The sequence below is a fragment of the Bradyrhizobium xenonodulans genome (genome assembly GCF_027594865.1).
Taxonomy (GTDB): Bacteria; Pseudomonadota; Alphaproteobacteria; order Rhizobiales; family Xanthobacteraceae; genus Bradyrhizobium; species Bradyrhizobium xenonodulans.
Genome location: NZ_CP089391.1, coordinates 5709836 through 5725166, shown reverse-complemented (window position 1 = coordinate 5725166; position 15331 = coordinate 5709836). Strand labels below are relative to the sequence as shown.

Annotated in this window: 10 protein-coding genes and 1 pseudogene; 4 read left to right on the top strand and 7 right to left on the bottom strand. The window is 65.5% G+C overall.

All coding sequences use genetic code 11. The features are described from left to right. Positions 1–240: 240 nt before the first annotated feature. A complete protein-coding gene (bamA, locus tag I3J27_RS27290; RefSeq protein WP_270161980.1) occupies positions 241–2754 on the top strand; it encodes an outer membrane protein assembly factor BamA in 2514 nt (837 codons plus the stop codon). On the opposite strand, the gene I3J27_RS27285 is transcribed toward bamA, so the two are convergent. From I3J27_RS27285 to I3J27_RS27260, 6 genes are all read right to left on the bottom strand, one after another. Further along, entirely contained in the window at positions 2751–3983 is a 1233-nt protein-coding gene (locus tag I3J27_RS27285) for a Zn-dependent hydrolase (RefSeq protein ID WP_270161979.1), read from the bottom strand. The genes bamA and I3J27_RS27285 overlap by 4 nt on opposite strands. After that, positions 3976–4761, bottom strand: a complete 786-nt coding sequence (locus tag I3J27_RS27280) for an ABC transporter ATP-binding protein (protein WP_270161978.1) — start codon at positions 4759–4761, stop codon at positions 3976–3978. Before I3J27_RS27280 ends, I3J27_RS27285 begins: the two co-directional genes overlap by 8 nt. After that, positions 4758–5531 (bottom strand): ABC transporter permease, encoded by a 774-nt coding sequence (locus I3J27_RS27275; RefSeq protein ID WP_270161977.1) that lies wholly within the window; start codon positions 5529–5531, stop codon positions 4758–4760. The genes I3J27_RS27280 and I3J27_RS27275 overlap by 4 nt, the downstream gene beginning before the upstream one ends. Positions 5532–5603: 72 nt before the next feature. Then, a complete protein-coding gene (locus I3J27_RS27270) occupies positions 5604–6548 on the bottom strand; it encodes an ABC transporter substrate-binding protein (protein WP_270161976.1) in 945 nt (314 codons plus the stop codon). Positions 6549–6654: 106 nt separating this feature from the next. Continuing rightward, positions 6655–7383, bottom strand: coding sequence for a histidine utilization transcriptional repressor HutC (gene hutC, locus I3J27_RS27265; RefSeq protein WP_270161975.1), 729 nt, complete (start codon positions 7381–7383; stop codon positions 6655–6657). Next, complete coding sequence (locus I3J27_RS27260; protein ID WP_270161974.1) at positions 7380–8738, bottom strand: formimidoylglutamate deiminase; 1359 nt, start codon at positions 8736–8738, stop codon at positions 7380–7382. Before I3J27_RS27260 ends, hutC begins: the two co-directional genes overlap by 4 nt. A gap of 98 nt (positions 8739–8836) precedes the next feature. Between I3J27_RS27260 and hutI the strand changes: the two genes are divergently transcribed. Genes hutI through hutU form a run of 3 tightly spaced genes read left to right on the top strand, consistent with a single transcriptional unit; the run spans position 8837 to position 13287 of the window. Beyond that, positions 8837–10051, top strand: coding sequence for an imidazolonepropionase (gene hutI / locus I3J27_RS27255; protein ID WP_270161973.1), 1215 nt, complete (start codon positions 8837–8839; stop codon positions 10049–10051). Beyond that, on the top strand, positions 10048–11607 hold the full coding sequence (gene hutH / locus I3J27_RS27250; RefSeq protein ID WP_270161972.1) for a histidine ammonia-lyase: 1560 nt from the start codon (positions 10048–10050) through the stop codon (positions 11605–11607). Before hutI ends, hutH begins: the two co-directional genes overlap by 4 nt. Before the next feature lie 9 nt (positions 11608–11616). Beyond that, positions 11617–13287, top strand: a complete 1671-nt coding sequence (gene hutU / locus I3J27_RS27245; protein ID WP_270161971.1) for a urocanate hydratase — start codon at positions 11617–11619, stop codon at positions 13285–13287. A gap of 7 nt (positions 13288–13294) precedes the next feature. Here hutU and I3J27_RS27240 read toward each other — a convergent pair. Beyond that, positions 13295–15302, bottom strand: a pseudogene (locus tag I3J27_RS27240) (putative bifunctional diguanylate cyclase/phosphodiesterase). Positions 15303–15331: the final 29 nt, after the last annotated feature.

Below are 15331 nucleotides of genomic sequence, written 5' to 3'. Positions count from 1 at the left end.
GATGTGGTCGCCTCTCGCACCGGCTTAAGGGCCTGTAAAGGATTCGCCTGTTGCGCGATGTTGCTGAACCCAAGAGCCCGCGAGCTGCTCAATCGCCGCAGCAATTGTCTCTCCGCGCTGCGGCCGCGATCGGCCCTCCGAATGAAATTCAACGCGCAGAAACAATGCGGCAATCTCCAAGCCACACCGCGGCCACAGCGTTCCCGTTTCAGAGCAGGCGAGGTTCTCTTGAGGTGTGGAATGTCGTTTTTGCGGGCCTGGCTGATCGTTGCGGTGGTGAGCGGCGTATCGATTGCAAGTTCACTTCCCTTTGCGCTATGGCCGCAGCCGGCGGCCGCGCAGGCTGCCGAGACCATCGTCGTCGAAGGCAATCGCCGCGTCGAGGCCGAGACGGTCCGCTCTTATTTCCGGCCCGGTCCCGGTGGGCGGCTCGATCAGCCCGCGATCGACGAGGGCCTCAAGGCGCTGATCGGGACCGGCCTGTTTCAGGACGTGAAGATCAGCCGCGCCGGCGGCCGCATCGTGGTGTCGGTGGTCGAAAATGCCGTGATCGGCCGCATCGCGTTCGAGGGCAACAAGAAGATCAAGGACGAGCAGCTTTCTGCGGAAATCCAGTCCAAGCCACGCGGGGCCTTCTCGCGGGCGCTGGTGCAGTCCGACACGCTGCGCATTGCCGAGATCTACCGCCGCTCGGGCCGCTACGACGTACGCGTCACCCCTGAAATCATCGAGCAGCCGAGCAGCCGCGTCGATCTCATCTTCACGATCGAGGAAGGCGTCAAGACCGGCGTCAAATCGGTCGAGTTCATCGGCAACAGCGCCTTCTCGGCCTCGCGCCTGCGCGACGTGATCAAGACGCACGAGAGCAATCTGCTCAGTTTTCTCGGCAACAACGACCTCTATGATCCCGATCGCGTCGAGGCCGACCGCGACCTGATCCGCCGTTTCTATCTCAAGAACGGCTTTGCCGACGTCCAGGTCGTGGCCGCGCTCACCGAATATGATCCGGAGAAGAAGGGCTTTCTCGTCACTTTCAAGATCGAGGAAGGCCAGCAGTACCGCGTCGGCTCGGTCGATTTCCGTTCCAGCATTCCCAATTTCGACGCAGCGTCGCTGCGCAGCCTTTCGCGCGTCCATGTCGGCGCCCTCTACAACGTCGAATCGCTCGAGAAGTCGACCGAGGAGATGCAGATCGAGGCCTCGCGCCGCGGCTATGCGTTCGCCCTGGTGCGGCCGGGCGGCGACCGCAATTTCGAGGCGCACACGGTGTCCGTCGTGTTCAATGTCGACGAGGGCCCGCGGACCTATGTCGAACGCATCAACCTGCGCGGCAACACGCGGACGCGCGACTACGTGATCCGGCGCGAGTTCGACATCTCGGAAGGAGATGCCTACAACCGCGCGCTGGTCGACCGTGCCGAACGGCGGCTGAAGAACCTCGACTATTTCAAGAGCGTCAAGATCGTCGCCGAGCCGGGCTCCTCGAGTGACCGCGTCATCCTGATCGTCGACATGGAAGAGAAATCGACCGGCGACTTCTCGATCTCGGGCGGCTATTCCACCAGCGACGGCGCGCTCGCAGAAGTCTCGATCTCCGAGCGCAATTTGCTCGGCAAGGGACTCTATGCCAAGGCGTCCGTCACCTACGGGCAGTATTCGCGCGGCATATCGTTGTCCTTCGTCGAGCCCTATCTGCTCGACTACCGGATGGCTCTCGGGTTCGACACTTATTGGAAGCAGCAGAAATCGAACAGCTATACGAGCTACGGCGTAACGACGCTGGGCTTCTCGCCGCGCATCGGCCTCGCATTGCGGGAGGACCTCTCGCTCCAGCTCCGCTATTCGCTCTATCAGCAGAGCATCTCGCTCGCGAGCGCCTACAACAACTGTAACAACAACGCGGCGAACAGTTCGCTCGCCTTCAACCCGACGCCGGCCTACATCCAGAACGTGCTGGGCGGCGCCGACCCGACCAATTCCACGAGTTCTGGAGTTTACGGCTATGGCTGCTACGGCGACGGCGAGTCGAGCCTGCCGGTGCGCAAGGAACTGGCGAACGGCGCGACCTGGACGTCGGCGCTCGGCTACACGCTGACCTACAACACGCTCGACAACACCAAGAACCCGACCGACGGTTTGCTGGTCGACTTCAAGCAGGATTTCGCCGGCGTCGGCGGCGACGTCACCTATCTGAAGACCGCGCTGGACGCCAAATACTACACGCCGCTCGTGTCCGAGATCATCAGCGTGATCCATCTCCAGGGCGGTCTCCTCAGCAAGCTCGGCAACCAGGATCTGCGCATGCTGGATCACTTCCAGATGGGCCCGAACCTCGTGCGCGGCTTCGCCTCCAACGGCATCGGTCCGCGCGACATCACCTATTGGAGCCTGGGCTCGAGCGGCGATGCGCTCGGCGGCACCAAATACTGGGGCGCCTCGATGGAGCTGCAGATGCCGTTCTGGTTCCTGCCCAAGGAGGTCGGTCTGAAGGGCGCGGTCTATGCCGATGCCGGCTCGCTCTGGGGCTACCAGGGCCCGACGTCGTGGACGGCGACCGGCGAAGTCAACACCAAGGCCTGCCCGACCTGCGGGCTGCAATATGACGACGGCAACACGGTGCGCTCGTCGGTCGGCGTCGGCCTGATCTGGGCCTCGCCGTTCGGGCCGCTGCGCTTCGACTATGCCGTGCCGATCACGAAGGGCAAATACGACACCGTCCAGGAGTTCAGGTTCGGTGGCGGCACGTCGTTCTAGCCGCCCAGAATCCGCCGGCAGGCCTCGACGAACACCTGTGCGCCGGTGATGATGTCGGCGTCGGCGGTATTCTCGGTCCAGTGGTGGCTGATGCCGCCGATCGACGGCACGAACAGCATGCCCGCGGGCATGACGGTCGCCAGCATCTGCGCATCGTGGCCGGCGCCGCTCGGCATGCGGATCGACCGTCCGTCAGCCAGGGCCTGGCTCGCAGCTTCGATTGCGTCCTGAATGCCTGAATTCATCATGGCGGGCGCGCCGGTGCGGAGCTTCGTAACGGCGACGGTGCAGGGGCCCTTCGCGCTGGCCTCATCAGCCATGGTCCGCAGCAGATCCTCCAGCCGCGCGATGGCGGCAGGATTGTCGTCGCGGATCTGGAATAGCATCTCGGCGCCACCGGGAATGATGCTTGGCGCGCCGGGATCGAGCGTGATGCGGCCGGTGGTCCAGACGGTGCGTGGTCCGCACACGCCGGGGAAGCGCTCGTCGATTGCGACGCAGAATTTGGCCAGCGCCAGCCCGGCATCCTTCCGCGCCGCCATGCGGGTGGTGCCGGCGTGGTTCTGCTCGCCAGTGAAATTGATCTGGTATTGCCAGATGCCGACAATGGAGGTCACGACGCCGATCGCGAGCTTGCCGCTCTCGAGCGTGTCGCCCTGCTCGATATGTGCCTCCAGATATCCGACGTGCCGTCCCGGCTCGGCGGCGATGCGCGGGCGTCCCGCGAGACCCATATCGGCGAGGGCGTCGCGCATGGTGCGGCCGCTGGTACGGTCGCGTGCGGCGTCGATGTCGGCTTCGGTCACCTGGCCGACGTAAGAGCGCGAGCCGAGGAAATGACCAAAGTGCCCCTCCTCGTCGCACCAGGCGGCGACCTCGACCGCGCCTTTCACGGAGGGATCGGCGTTGAGCACGCGGGCGGCTTCGAGCGCATAGACGACGCCGAGCGGGCCATCGAGCCAGCCGGCGTAATTCTGGCTTTCCAGATGCGAGCCCGCCAGCAGCTTCGGCCCGGGCTTCGCGCTGGTGCCGAAGACGTTACCGATGCCGTCGATCGCGGCCGAAAGGCCGGCCCCGGGCAGCTTCTGCACCAGCCACTCCAGTGAAAGCTTGTGCGGCTCGGAGAAGGTCGGCTTGTGCACGCCGGTCTTGTAGGTGCCGATAGCCCGAAGTGCATTGAGGTCGGCGAGAACGCGTTCCCCATCGGCGCGCGGCTGGGTGTCAGGCATGTTCGGCAACCTTCAGCGCCTCGGTGCGGATTTCCTCGACCAGCCGTTCCTTGAGCTGGACGAATTCGGGCGTGGTCTTGATCTTGTAGGAGCGCGGATGCGGCAGGTCCACATTGATCTCGGCCTTGATCCGGCCGGGACGCGCGCTCATCACGATGACGCGGCTGCCGAGGAAGATCGCTTCCTCGATGTCGTGGGTGACGAACAGGACGGTCTTCTGGTCGCGCTCCCAGATCCCGAGCAGCATCTCCTGCATCAGCGCGCGGGTCTGGTTGTCGAGCGCGCCGAAGGGTTCGTCGAGCAAAAGAATCTTCGGATCATTGGCGAGCGCGCGGGCGATTGCGGTGCGCTGTTGCATGCCGCCGGACAGCTGCTTGGGCCAATGGTTCTCGAAGCCGGCAAGTCCGACCTGACGGATGAGGGTATCGGCGATCTTGTGGCGCTCCGCCTCGGACACGCCGCGTTCGCGCAGGCCGAATGCGATGTTCTCGCGCACGGTCAGCCATGGAAACAGCGTGTAGGATTGGAACACCATGCCGCGGTCGGCGCCCGGGCCTGTGACCTCGCGCCCGTCGAGCGTGACGCGCCCGCCGGTCGGACGATCGAGGCCGGCGACGATGCGCAGCAGCGTGGACTTGCCGCAGCCGGAGGGGCCGAGGATGGTGACGAAGTCGTTATTGCCGATGGTGAGATCGGTCGGCTCCAGCGCCCTGGTCGGCGCGTTGCCGTGGCGCGCGGGGAAGGTGCGCGAGACCTGTTCGATCTTTAGCGTCGTCATGCCAGCCTCCACGGAAACAGCCAGGCGTTGAACGCCTTGAACATGAAGTCCGAGAGCAGACCGATCAGCCCGATCACGATGATGCCGAAGATGATCTGGCCGGTGTTGAGCAGAGCCTGGCTGTCGGTGATCATGTGGCCGATGCCCGAGGACGAGCCGATCAGCTCGGCGACGATGACGTAGGTCCAGGCCCAGCCCAGCACCAGCCGCAGGATCTCCGCGATCTCGGGCGCGGAGGACGGCAACAGCACGCGCCGGATGACGCCGCGGTCGCTGGCCCCGAGCGTATAGGCGGCCTCGACCAGGTCGCGGCGCGTCGCGCCGACGGTCACGGCGACCATCAGGATGACCTGGAACACCGAGCCGATGAAGATGACGAGCAGCTTCTGCAATTCGCCGATGCCGGCCCACAGGATCAACAGCGGAATGAACGCGGAGGCGGGAAGATAGCGCGCAAAGGACACGAACGGCTCGAGGAAGGCTTCGACCGGCTTGTACGCACCCATGAGAACGCCGAGCGGCACCGCGATGACGGCGGCGAGCGCGAAGCCGCCGACGACGCGCCAGATCGTCATGCCGATGTCGTAGACGAACCCCTGCTTGGCCAGCAGGTCATAGCCTTCCTGCACCATGGTCAGCGGGTTGGCGAGGAAGGTTTTCGACACATGGCCGCCAAACGTCGCCCACGACCAGAGGGCAACGAACACCACGAAGAACGCTAGGCCGTAAGCCACGCGCTGCTTCGACGTCACGGGATCAAGAGGACGCATCAACGATCTATCCGGGCGATGAACGAGTTTGCCGGCCCCGCCGCGAGACGGGGCCGGCGGCTCCTGGGGGACTTACTTGATGTAGCTGGCGTCGAAGAGGTCTTCGACCTTCGGCGCAGCCTTGATGATGCCGATCTCGAGCAGGAGGTCGGCGGCCTCCTTGTTGAAGGTCAGGAAGTCGCCCGCGAAGAACTTCTGGTTCGCAGCCTTGTCCTGCCAGCGCAGATATTTCGCCGAGTTGCCGAACTGCTCGCCGCTCTGCTTCACGTCGGCGCCCATGATCTCGTAGGCCTTGGCCTGGTCCTTGGCGATCATGTCGAGCGCCTCGAAATAGCTGTCGGCGAGCGCCTTCGCGGCCTTGGGGTTCTCCGTCAGGAATTTCGGCGTGCAGCCGAACGTGTCCATGACCATGGGGTAGTCGAGCGTGGTCGCGATGATCTTGCCCTTGTCAGGCGCGGCGCGAACCGTCGACAGATACGGCTCATAGGTCATTGCAGCATCGTTTTGGCCGGAGACGAACGCCTGCGCGGCCGCGGCCGGCTCCAGGTTCACGACGGTGACGTCCTTCACCGTGAGGCCGTTCTTCTTCAGCATCCAGGCCAGCGCGAAATAGGGCGAGGTGCCGGGAGCGGAAGCCGCGACGGTCTTGCCCTTCAGCTCCTTGATCGACGTGACGTCGTTGCGCACGGCCATGCCGTCGGCGCCGTAGCTCTTGTCGAGCTGGAAGATCTGCTTGGTCGCAACGCCGTTGGCGTTCCAGGAGATCCAGGTCTCGACGGTCGTCGCCGCGCACTGGACGTCGCCGGACGCGATCGCGAGGTGGCGGTCCTTCTGCGGGATCTTCTTGATGGTGACGTCGAGGCCGTTCTTCTTGAAGATGCCGGCCTCCTTCGCCAGCGTCAGCGGCGCGAAGCCGGTCCAGCCGGAAATGCCGACGCCGACCTTGACGTCGTCGGCGAGCACGGGCGTGGCGGCCGTAAGCGCAATGATTGTCGCAAAAATTGTCGAACTACGCATGATTGTCGTCCTCTTGCCGATCGATGGATTGACGTCCTGTTGATCTCTGTCGGCCCCTATGGACCGTTGCCCGAAGCGTTGCACGATTTGTGCCGACATTCTTCTCTCAGCCTCCCTTGAATCGGGCGACAAGGCGGTGAGAGTCACCGGGATAGAGCAGGCGCACTGCGGTGATCGTGCGCGCGCTCCGCCAGGTATAGCGGTCGATCACGAGGCAGGGCGCGCCGACGCTGATGTCGAGCGCTTCCGCCGTGCGATCGTCCGCAACGATGGCGCTGATCGTGTGCTCGGCCTCTGTCCACGGGACATGATGAAGCAGCCACGAGCCTGGCGGCTCACGCGCGAAATCCGCAGCCGCCGCATCCGGCACGGAGGCAAGATCGATCAACCGATCCTCGACCGCGAACGGTACGTTGTCGGCGCTGTGGCGGCAACTGATCGCGACCACCTTGCCGGCTTTCTTGACGCCAAGACGCTCGCGGTCGGCGGCGGTGGCCGCCCGCAATTTGCGGCCGATCAGCTCGTAGCCGTAAGCGCGCCCGAGCGCGGTGATCTCGGCGCGGATGTCGGCGATCTTGAGCACCGCCGACTGGTGCTGCGGCCGGCGCACGAAGGAGCCGGCGCGCCGCCGCCGCTCGATCAAATCGGCCTGTGCGAGTTCCGACAGTGCCTTGTTCACCGTCATGCGCGAGCAACCATAGCGCGCGACCAGCTCGTGCTCGAACGGGATGCGGTGCCCGGGCGGCCATTCGCCGGTCAGGATGCGCTTCTCGATGTCGGCGCGGATGCGCTTGTAAAGCGTGGGCTTGTCGGCAGCGTCGGTGACGAGGCTCATGCGATGAGCCTCTGTACCGCTGCGTTGAAGCGCTGGCGGGCCGTCTCGCGCAGCCTGTGCCGGCCGCCCTCGACGACCTTGTGGCCGCCAGCCCACACGCAATCAATCGCACCGCTGCCTGCCGCGAAGATCCAGCCGTCGATGAGTGCGTCGTGGGAGCGCCCGGCCAGCGACGGATGCGCGGCGTCGAGCGTGACGATGTCGGCGCGCGCGCCGGGCACGAGACCGACGGTCGCTTGTGCCAGCGCTCGCGAGCCGCCCGCAAGAGCCTCGTCGAACAGTGTGCGTCCCGTCGAGCGGCCGGCGCCGCCGGAGAGGACATTACGCTGGCGATGCTTGAGCCGCTGGCCGTATTCGAGTTGGCGCAATTCGTCGGTGACGCCGACCAGCACGTTGGAATCGGTGCCCACACCGAACGCGCCGCCGGCCGCGAGAAATTCGCGCGCCGGGAAGATGCCGTCGCCGAGGCTCGCTTCGGTGATGGGACAGAGGCCTGCCACCGCGCCGGTGGCGGCGAATGCGCTGATTTCCTCATCCGTCATGTGGGTCGCGTGGATCAGGCACCAGCGCCGATCGACGGGCGCGTGCTCCAGCAGCCATTGCACCGGACGCCGTCCCGACCAGGCCAGGCAATCCTCGACTTCCTTCACCTGCTCGGCGGCATGAATGTGCACCGGCCCGCCATCCGCGAGCGGAATGATCGCCGCAAGCTCGTCCGGCGTCACCGCGCGCAGGCTGTGCGGCGCGATGCCGATATTGGCGTCCGGCAAGTGTCCGATGGCCTTGCGCGACGCCGCCATCAGCGCGGCGAATTGATCGACCGTGCAGATGAAGCGGCGCTGACCGTCATGCGGCGCTGCGCCGCCGAAGGAGCCATGCGCATAAAAACTCGGCAGCAGCGTCAACGCGATGCCTGAGGCTTCGGCAGCCTGCGCAATGCGCGCAGCCATTTCACCGGGGTCGACATAGTGCGAACCGTCGCGATCGTGGTGCAGATAATGGAATTCGCCGACGCGGGTAAAACCCTGCTCCAGCATCTCGACATACAGCTGCGTTGCGACGGCGGTCACGTCATCCGGCGTCATCGCCAGCGCGAAGCGGTACATCGTCTCGCGCCAGGTCCAGAACGTATCGGTCGAGTCGCCGCGCAGTTCGGCAAGCCCCGCCATGCCGCGCTGGAAAGCGTGACTGTGCAGGCTCGCCAATCCCGGAAGTGCGATTCCGCGGCGCTCGTCGCCTGCGGCCGGCGCTACGTCCGGCGTCACCTCGGCGATCGCGCCGGAGGTGATCACCACCTGCACGTCATTGGCCCAGCCCGAGGGCAGGAGCGCGGAGGCAAAATGCAGTCGGGACATGATGACACGCCGGCTGGACAGAACCGCCTTACGATTATATGTCTAGACATATAAGTCAAGCATCCCAGGGCGCAGGGACTTCGCGAAGGGACCGTTGCATGGCAGAGCGCTTCGATCGAATCTGGCACAATGTCCGGCTCGCCACGATGCGGGCCGACCGCCCCGATCTCGGCGAGATCGAGCATGGCCTGATCGCAGCGCGCGGCGGCCACATCGTCTACGCGGGGGCGGCGGCGGATTTTCCTGTTGATGCGGACGCGATCAAGCGGATTGATTGCGAGGGGCGCTGGATCACGCCGGGCCTCGTCGACTGTCACACCCATCTCGTCTATGGCGGCAATCGTGCCCATGAATTCGAGCTGCGTTTGAAGGGCGCAAGCTACGAAGAAATCGCGCGTGCCGGCGGCGGCATCGTCTCGACGGTCGCCGCGACGCGCAAGGCCAACGAGGCCGAGCTCGTCGCCAGCGCGCTGCCGCGACTCGATGCGCTGATCGGCGAGGGCGCGACCACGGTCGAGATCAAGTCCGGCTACGGCCTCGATACCGAGACCGAGATGCGCCAGCTCGCCGCCGCGCGCAGCCTCGGTCGTCGGCGGCCGGTGGCGATCCGCACGTCCTTCCTCGGCGCGCATGCGCTGCCGGTTGAAGCCGATGGTGACAAGGATCGCTACATCGATCTCGTCTGCAAGGAGATGCTGCCCGCGGTGACAAAGGCCGGCCTTGCCGATGCCGTCGATGCCTTCATGGAGGGCATCGCGTTCTCGGCCGAGCAGACGGCGCGCGTATTCGAGACGGCGAGGGCACTCGGACTGCCCGTAAAACTTCATGCGGATCAGCTCTCGAACCTCGGCGGTGCTGCGCTCGCCGCAAAATTCTCCGCGCTCTCCGCCGATCACCTCGAACATACTGATGAAGCCGGCGCCGCCGCGATGGCGAAGGCCGGAACGGTCGCCGTGCTGCTGCCGGGCGCGTTCTATTTCATCCGCGAGACGCAGAAGCCGCCGGTCGAGACGTTCCGCAAGCACGGCGTTCCCATGGCGCTCGCCACCGATTGCAATCCCGGCAGCTCGCCGCTGACCTCGCTTCTGCTCGCGATGAATATGGGCGCGACGCTGTTCCGGATGAATGTCGTCGAATGCCTCGCCGGCGTCACCCGCGAAGGCGCGCGTGCACTCGGTGTGCTCCATGAGACCGGCACGCTGGAGGCCGGGAAATGGTGCGACCTCTCGATCTGGGACATCGAGCGGCCGGCCGAACTGGTCTATCGCATCGGCTTCAATCCGCTGCACCGGCGGGTATGGAGGGGACAGTGACGGAGCAGGGCGCAGCTATCGTCGTCAAACCGGGAACGGTCAGCCTCGACGATCTCGCGCGCGTGCTCGCCGGGCAATCGGTCGTGCTCGATCCCTCGTTCTGGCCGCGCGTCGATGCGGCGGCGGAGATCGTCGCGAAGGCCGCGCGAGCTGACACCCCCGTCTACGGCATCAACACCGGCTTCGGAAAGCTCGCGTCAAAGCGTATTCCGCCGGACCAGACCGCGCTGCTCCAGCGCAATCTCATCGTCTCGCATTGCTGCGGCGTCGGCCCGGCGACGCCCGCGCCGATCGTCCGTTTGATGATGGCGCTGAAGATCGTCTCGCTCGGGCGTGGCGCCTCCGGCGTGCGCCGCGAGGTGATCGAGCAGTTGCAGGACATGCTGACGCGGGGCGTCTATCCGCTGGTGCCGCAGCAGGGCTCGGTCGGCGCTTCCGGTGATCTCGCGCCGCTCGCGCATATGACCGCGGTGATGATCGGCGAAGGACAGGCGATCGTCGAGGGCAAGACCGTGTCCGGCAGTGAGGCGCTCGCCGCCACTGGCCTCGCGCCGCTGACGCTCGGCCCCAAGGAAGGGCTCGCGCTGATCAACGGCACGCAGTTCTCCACCGCCTATGCCATTTCCGCCGTGCTGCGCGCATTTGGCCTGGCGCGCGCCGCCCTCGTGACAGGTGCGCTGTCTGTCGATGCGGCGATGGCCTCGACGGCGCCGTTCCGACCCGAGATCCAGGCGCTGCGCGGCCATGCCGGGCAGATCGCCGCGGCCGCGACCCTGACCGCACTGCTTGAAGGCAGCGACATCCGCCTGTCGCATCTCGAAGGCGACGAGCGGGTGCAGGATCCCTATTGCCTGCGCTGCCAGCCCCAGGTCGCGGGCGCGGCGCTCGACCTGATCACGCAGGCCGCGCGCACGTTGATCGTCGAGGCCAATGCCGTCACTGATAATCCACTGGTTCTGGTCGACACCGGAGAGATCGTCTCCGGCGGCAATTTCCACGCCGAGCCGGTCGCCTTTGCCGCCGACGCGATTGCGCTGGCGTTGTCGGAGATCGGCGCGATCAGCGAGCGGCGCATCGCGACACTGGTCGATCCCGCGCTCAATTTCGGCCTGCCGCCGTTCCTGACACCCGACCCCGGCGTCAATTCCGGCTTCATGATCGCCGAGGTGACGGCGGCCGCGCTCTACGCCGAGAACAAGCAGCGCGCTTCGGCCTGCTCGATCGACTCGACACCGACCAGCGCTAACCAGGAAGATCACGTCTCGATGGCTGCGCATGCTGCGCGGCGCCTCTCCGACATGGCCGACAATCTCGCCGCGATTTTGGGAATCGAGCTTCTGGTCGCAGCGCAAGGCATCACGCTGCGCGCGCCTCATGCGACCAGCGCGCCGCTCGTCGCCGTCATTGCCATGCTTCGCGAGCAGGTGCCCGCGCTTGGGGCCGATCGCTACATGGCCGGCGATCTCGCCAAAGCGGCTGGGCTGATTGAAGCCGACTCACTGCCGGCGGCGGCGATCGCCGCGTTTCCATCCGATCCGTTTCCGAGACTTGACTAAGAGGTCTACATGAACCGCCGACTGGATAACGACCGCACCATCCGCGCGCCCCGCGGCAGCGACATCAGCGCCAAGAGCTGGCTGACGGAAGCGCCCTTGCGCATGCTGATGAACAATCTCGATCCCGATGTCGCGGAGCGTCCGAGCGAGCTCGTGGTCTATGGCGGCATCGGCCGCGCCGCGCGCGACTGGGAGAGTTTTGACCGGATCACCGACGCTTTGCGCAAGCTGGAAGCCGACCAGACGCTGCTTGTCCAGTCCGGCAAGCCGGTCGGCGTGTTCCGCACCCATGCCGATGCGCCGCGCGTGCTGATCGCGAACTCCAACATCGTGCCGCACTGGGCGACGCTCGATCATTTCAACGAGCTCGATCGCCTGGGCCTGATGATGTACGGCCAGATGACGGCCGGCTCCTGGATCTACATCGGCAGCCAGGGCATCGTGCAGGGCACTTACGAGACCTTCGTCGAGGTCGGCCGACGTCATTACGGCGGCAGCCTCGCCGGCAAATGGATCCTGACCGCTGGTCTCGGCGGGATGGGCGGCGCGCAGCCGCTGGCCGCGACCATGGCCGGAGCGTCGATGCTCGCCGTCGAATGCCAGCCGAGCCGCATCGAGATGCGGCTGTGCACCGGCTATCTCGATCGGCAGGCTGCGACGCTCGACGAGGCGCTCGCGATTATGGCCGAGGCAGCACAGACGAAGAAGGCGGTCTCGGTCGGCCTGCTCGGCAATGCCGCCGAGATCTTTCCGGAGCTGGTGCGCCGCGGCGTCAAGCCCGACATCGTCACCGACCAGACCAGCGCGCATGATCCGATCAACGGTTACTTGCCGAAGGGTTGGTCGCTGGCCGATTGGGACACCAAGCGCGCGTCTGACCCGAAGGCCGTGGAGCGCGCCTCAAAAACCTCGATGGTCGAACACGTCCAGGCCATGCTGGATTTCCATGCGCAGGGCATTCCGACGCTCGACTACGGCAACAACATCCGCCAGATGGCGCAGGACATGGGCCTGAAGAACGCCTTCGATTTCCCCGGCTTCGTGCCCGCCTATATCCGCCCGCTGTTCTGCCGCGGTGTCGGGCCGTTCCGCTGGGCCGCGCTGTCGGGCGATCCCGAGGACATTTTCAGGACCGACGCCAAGGTCAAGGAGCTGATGCCCGACGACAAGCATCTGCATAACTGGCTCGACATGGCCAGGGAGCGCATTAAGTTTCAGGGGCTGCCGGCGCGGATCTGCTGGGTCGGGCTCGGTGATCGCCATCGCCTGGGCCTTGCCTTCAATGAGATGGTGGCGCGCGGTGAATTGAAAGCGCCGATCGTGATCGGCCGCGATCATCTCGACAGCGGCTCGGTGGCAAGCCCCAACCGCGAAACCGAGGCGATGAAGGACGGTTCGGATGCGGTGTCCGACTGGCCCCTGCTCAACGCGCTGCTCAATTGCGCCAGCGGCGCGACCTGGGTCTCGCTGCACCATGGCGGCGGCGTCGGCATCGGCTATTCCCAGCACGCCGGCATGGTGATCGTCGCCGACGGCACGCCGGAAGCGGCCAAGCGGATCGAGCGCGTGCTCTGGAACGATCCCGCCAGCGGCGTCATGCGCCATGCGGATGCTGGCTACGACATCGCGATCGACTGTGCGCGCGAGAAGGGGCTCGACCTGCCGAGCCTTGGGAAGTAAGCGCGCCTCAGGCCACGACCCTGGCCGCACTGCCTTCGAGGCGTAGCCGCTCCGCCGCCAGATAATCGCCGATCGCATCGGCCGGCATCGGCTTTGCGAAGTAGTAGCCCTGGATGAAGTCGCATCCCAGGCGGCGCAGGCTGTCGAGCTGGGCGCGGGTTTCGACACCCTCGGCGACGCAGGCGATCTCCATGTCGTCGCACAGGCCGGCGAGAGACTTGATGATCTTGTGGCTCACCGGATTTTCGTTGATGTCGGCGACGAAGCTGCGGTCGACCTTGATCTTGTCGAGCGGCAGCCGGTGCACGTGGCTCAGCGAGGAATAACCGGTGCCGAAATCGTCCAGCGAGATGCCGCAGCCCATCGCTTTCAGCGTCGCGATCGACTGCTGCGCGCGCGCGAAGTCGAAGGTGACGGCAGTTTCGGTGATCTCGAAATCGATCCGGTGCGGCGGCAACCCGCTCTTCTCGATGATCGAGATCAGCGGCAGGATGCCCTCGGCCGCGCAGACGTCGTGGGCGGAGAGGTTGAACGACAGGCGGATTTGATCGGGCCAGGTCGTGGCGGTGGCGAGCGCGCGCGCGAGCAGCGCCTGGGTCAGCGGCCGGATCAGGCCGATGCGCTCGGCGGCCGGAATGAAGTCGGCCGGAGACCCAGCCGAGGCGGGGGCTGTTCCAGCGCGCCAGCGTCTCGAAGCCCGCGGTGTGCTCGCTCATGGCGTCCACGATCGGCTGGAACACCAGCCCCATCTCGGCGCCGAAATCGGAGGTGCGCAAGAGATTCTCGATGACGCCGCGGCTGCGGATCTCGGCCTCGAGCTCGCTCGAGAAGATCACGGTACGGCCGCGCAGATGGCGCTTGGCGTGATAGAGCGAGTAGTCCGCGCATTCATAGAGCGCTTCCGACGTCGTCGAGGAATCCGGAAATAGCGCAAAGCCGATCGAGCAGGACAGGCCGGTATGGGCGGTGTCGAGCTGGTATGGCAGCTTGACCTGGTCGCCGATGCGTTCGCCGAGCCGTGCCAGGTCCGTGTCGTCGGGATCGCCGCATACGACGAGACCGAACTCGTCGCCGCCAAGCCGGGCAAATTCCACGCGCTGCGGGCCAAAGCCTTCGCAAACTTCGCGGATGCGGCGACCGGCTTCGATCAGGACGCGATCGCCGACCGAATGGCCGTAATTGTCGTTGATCGGCTTGAAGCCGTCGAGGTCGATGATCCCCACCGCGACGCGAATATTCCTCCGCTCGGCGTCGGTGAAGGCGCTCGACAGCTCGGCGAAGAAGCGGCGGCGGTTCGGCAGCTCCGTGAGGGAATCGAGATTGGCGAGGCGGAAGTTCTCGTCCGAGAGCGCCTGCGTTGCGGCCTGCTGCGCCAGCAGCGACTTGCGGTTGGCGACGAGATCGGCGAAGTCGCGGTAGTAGATGAACAGCACCGTCACCATCGCGCCGGAGACGAGAAGGTTGTTGACCGCGATCGCCTTCAGCGTCGGCTCGCCCGTCGCGAAGAAGAACAGCACATAGGGCACGTCGACGACCAGCGTCACGATCAGCGCCGCCGAACGCAAATGCATCAGCGAGAAGATGCAGCCGATCACGGTCACGGCCATGTAGAAGGCGACCTGGCTCTTGGCGAAGGGGTCGCCGTAGGGATAGAGCGCGAAAGACCACGCCGTGAAGCCGGCGCCGATCGGCAATGTCATCCAGTTGGTGGCGCGCAGATTGCGCAGGATGTCGGCATCGCTGCGCACGAGATGGCGCTGGCGCAGCCACCAGAAGGTGCGAAGCGCGGCGAGCACGGTCAGCACGCTCGGCACGATCATCGTCAGCCAGTCCGGCGCCACGTTGACATAGGTGTAGGCGACCGCGATCGAGTTGCTCATGAGGAGGAAGTAGAGCAACGGGACCTGCTTGGAGAAGGCGGCGAACTGTGCGCGCGTCAGGTCCGGGTTGTCTGCGGGGACGCGAAACAGAGCCATCGCGGCGGCGAGATGAGATTTCAAACTGGCGACAGGCATTGCAATACGAGCCCCGAATCCCTTCAAAA

Coding starts and splice junctions, on each gene's coding strand:
- I3J27_RS27260 (WP_270161974.1), bottom strand. CDS start 8,738: ATGTCCCGACTGCATTTTGCCTCCGCGCTCCTGCCCTCGGGCTGGGCC.
- I3J27_RS27285 (WP_270161979.1), bottom strand. CDS start 3,983: ATGCCTGACACCCAGCCGCGCGCCGATGGGGAACGCGTTCTCGCCGAC.
- bamA (WP_270161980.1), top strand. CDS start 241: ATGTCGTTTTTGCGGGCCTGGCTGATCGTTGCGGTGGTGAGCGGCGTA.
- hutC (WP_270161975.1), bottom strand. CDS start 7,383: ATGAGCCTCGTCACCGACGCTGCCGACAAGCCCACGCTTTACAAGCGC.
- hutU (WP_270161971.1), top strand. CDS start 11,617: ATGAACCGCCGACTGGATAACGACCGCACCATCCGCGCGCCCCGCGGC.
- I3J27_RS27275 (WP_270161977.1), bottom strand. CDS start 5,531: ATGCGTCCTCTTGATCCCGTGACGTCGAAGCAGCGCGTGGCTTACGGC.
- I3J27_RS27280 (WP_270161978.1), bottom strand. CDS start 4,761: ATGACGACGCTAAAGATCGAACAGGTCTCGCGCACCTTCCCCGCGCGC.
- I3J27_RS27270 (WP_270161976.1), bottom strand. CDS start 6,548: ATGCGTAGTTCGACAATTTTTGCGACAATCATTGCGCTTACGGCCGCC.
- hutI (WP_270161973.1), top strand. CDS start 8,837: ATGGCAGAGCGCTTCGATCGAATCTGGCACAATGTCCGGCTCGCCACG.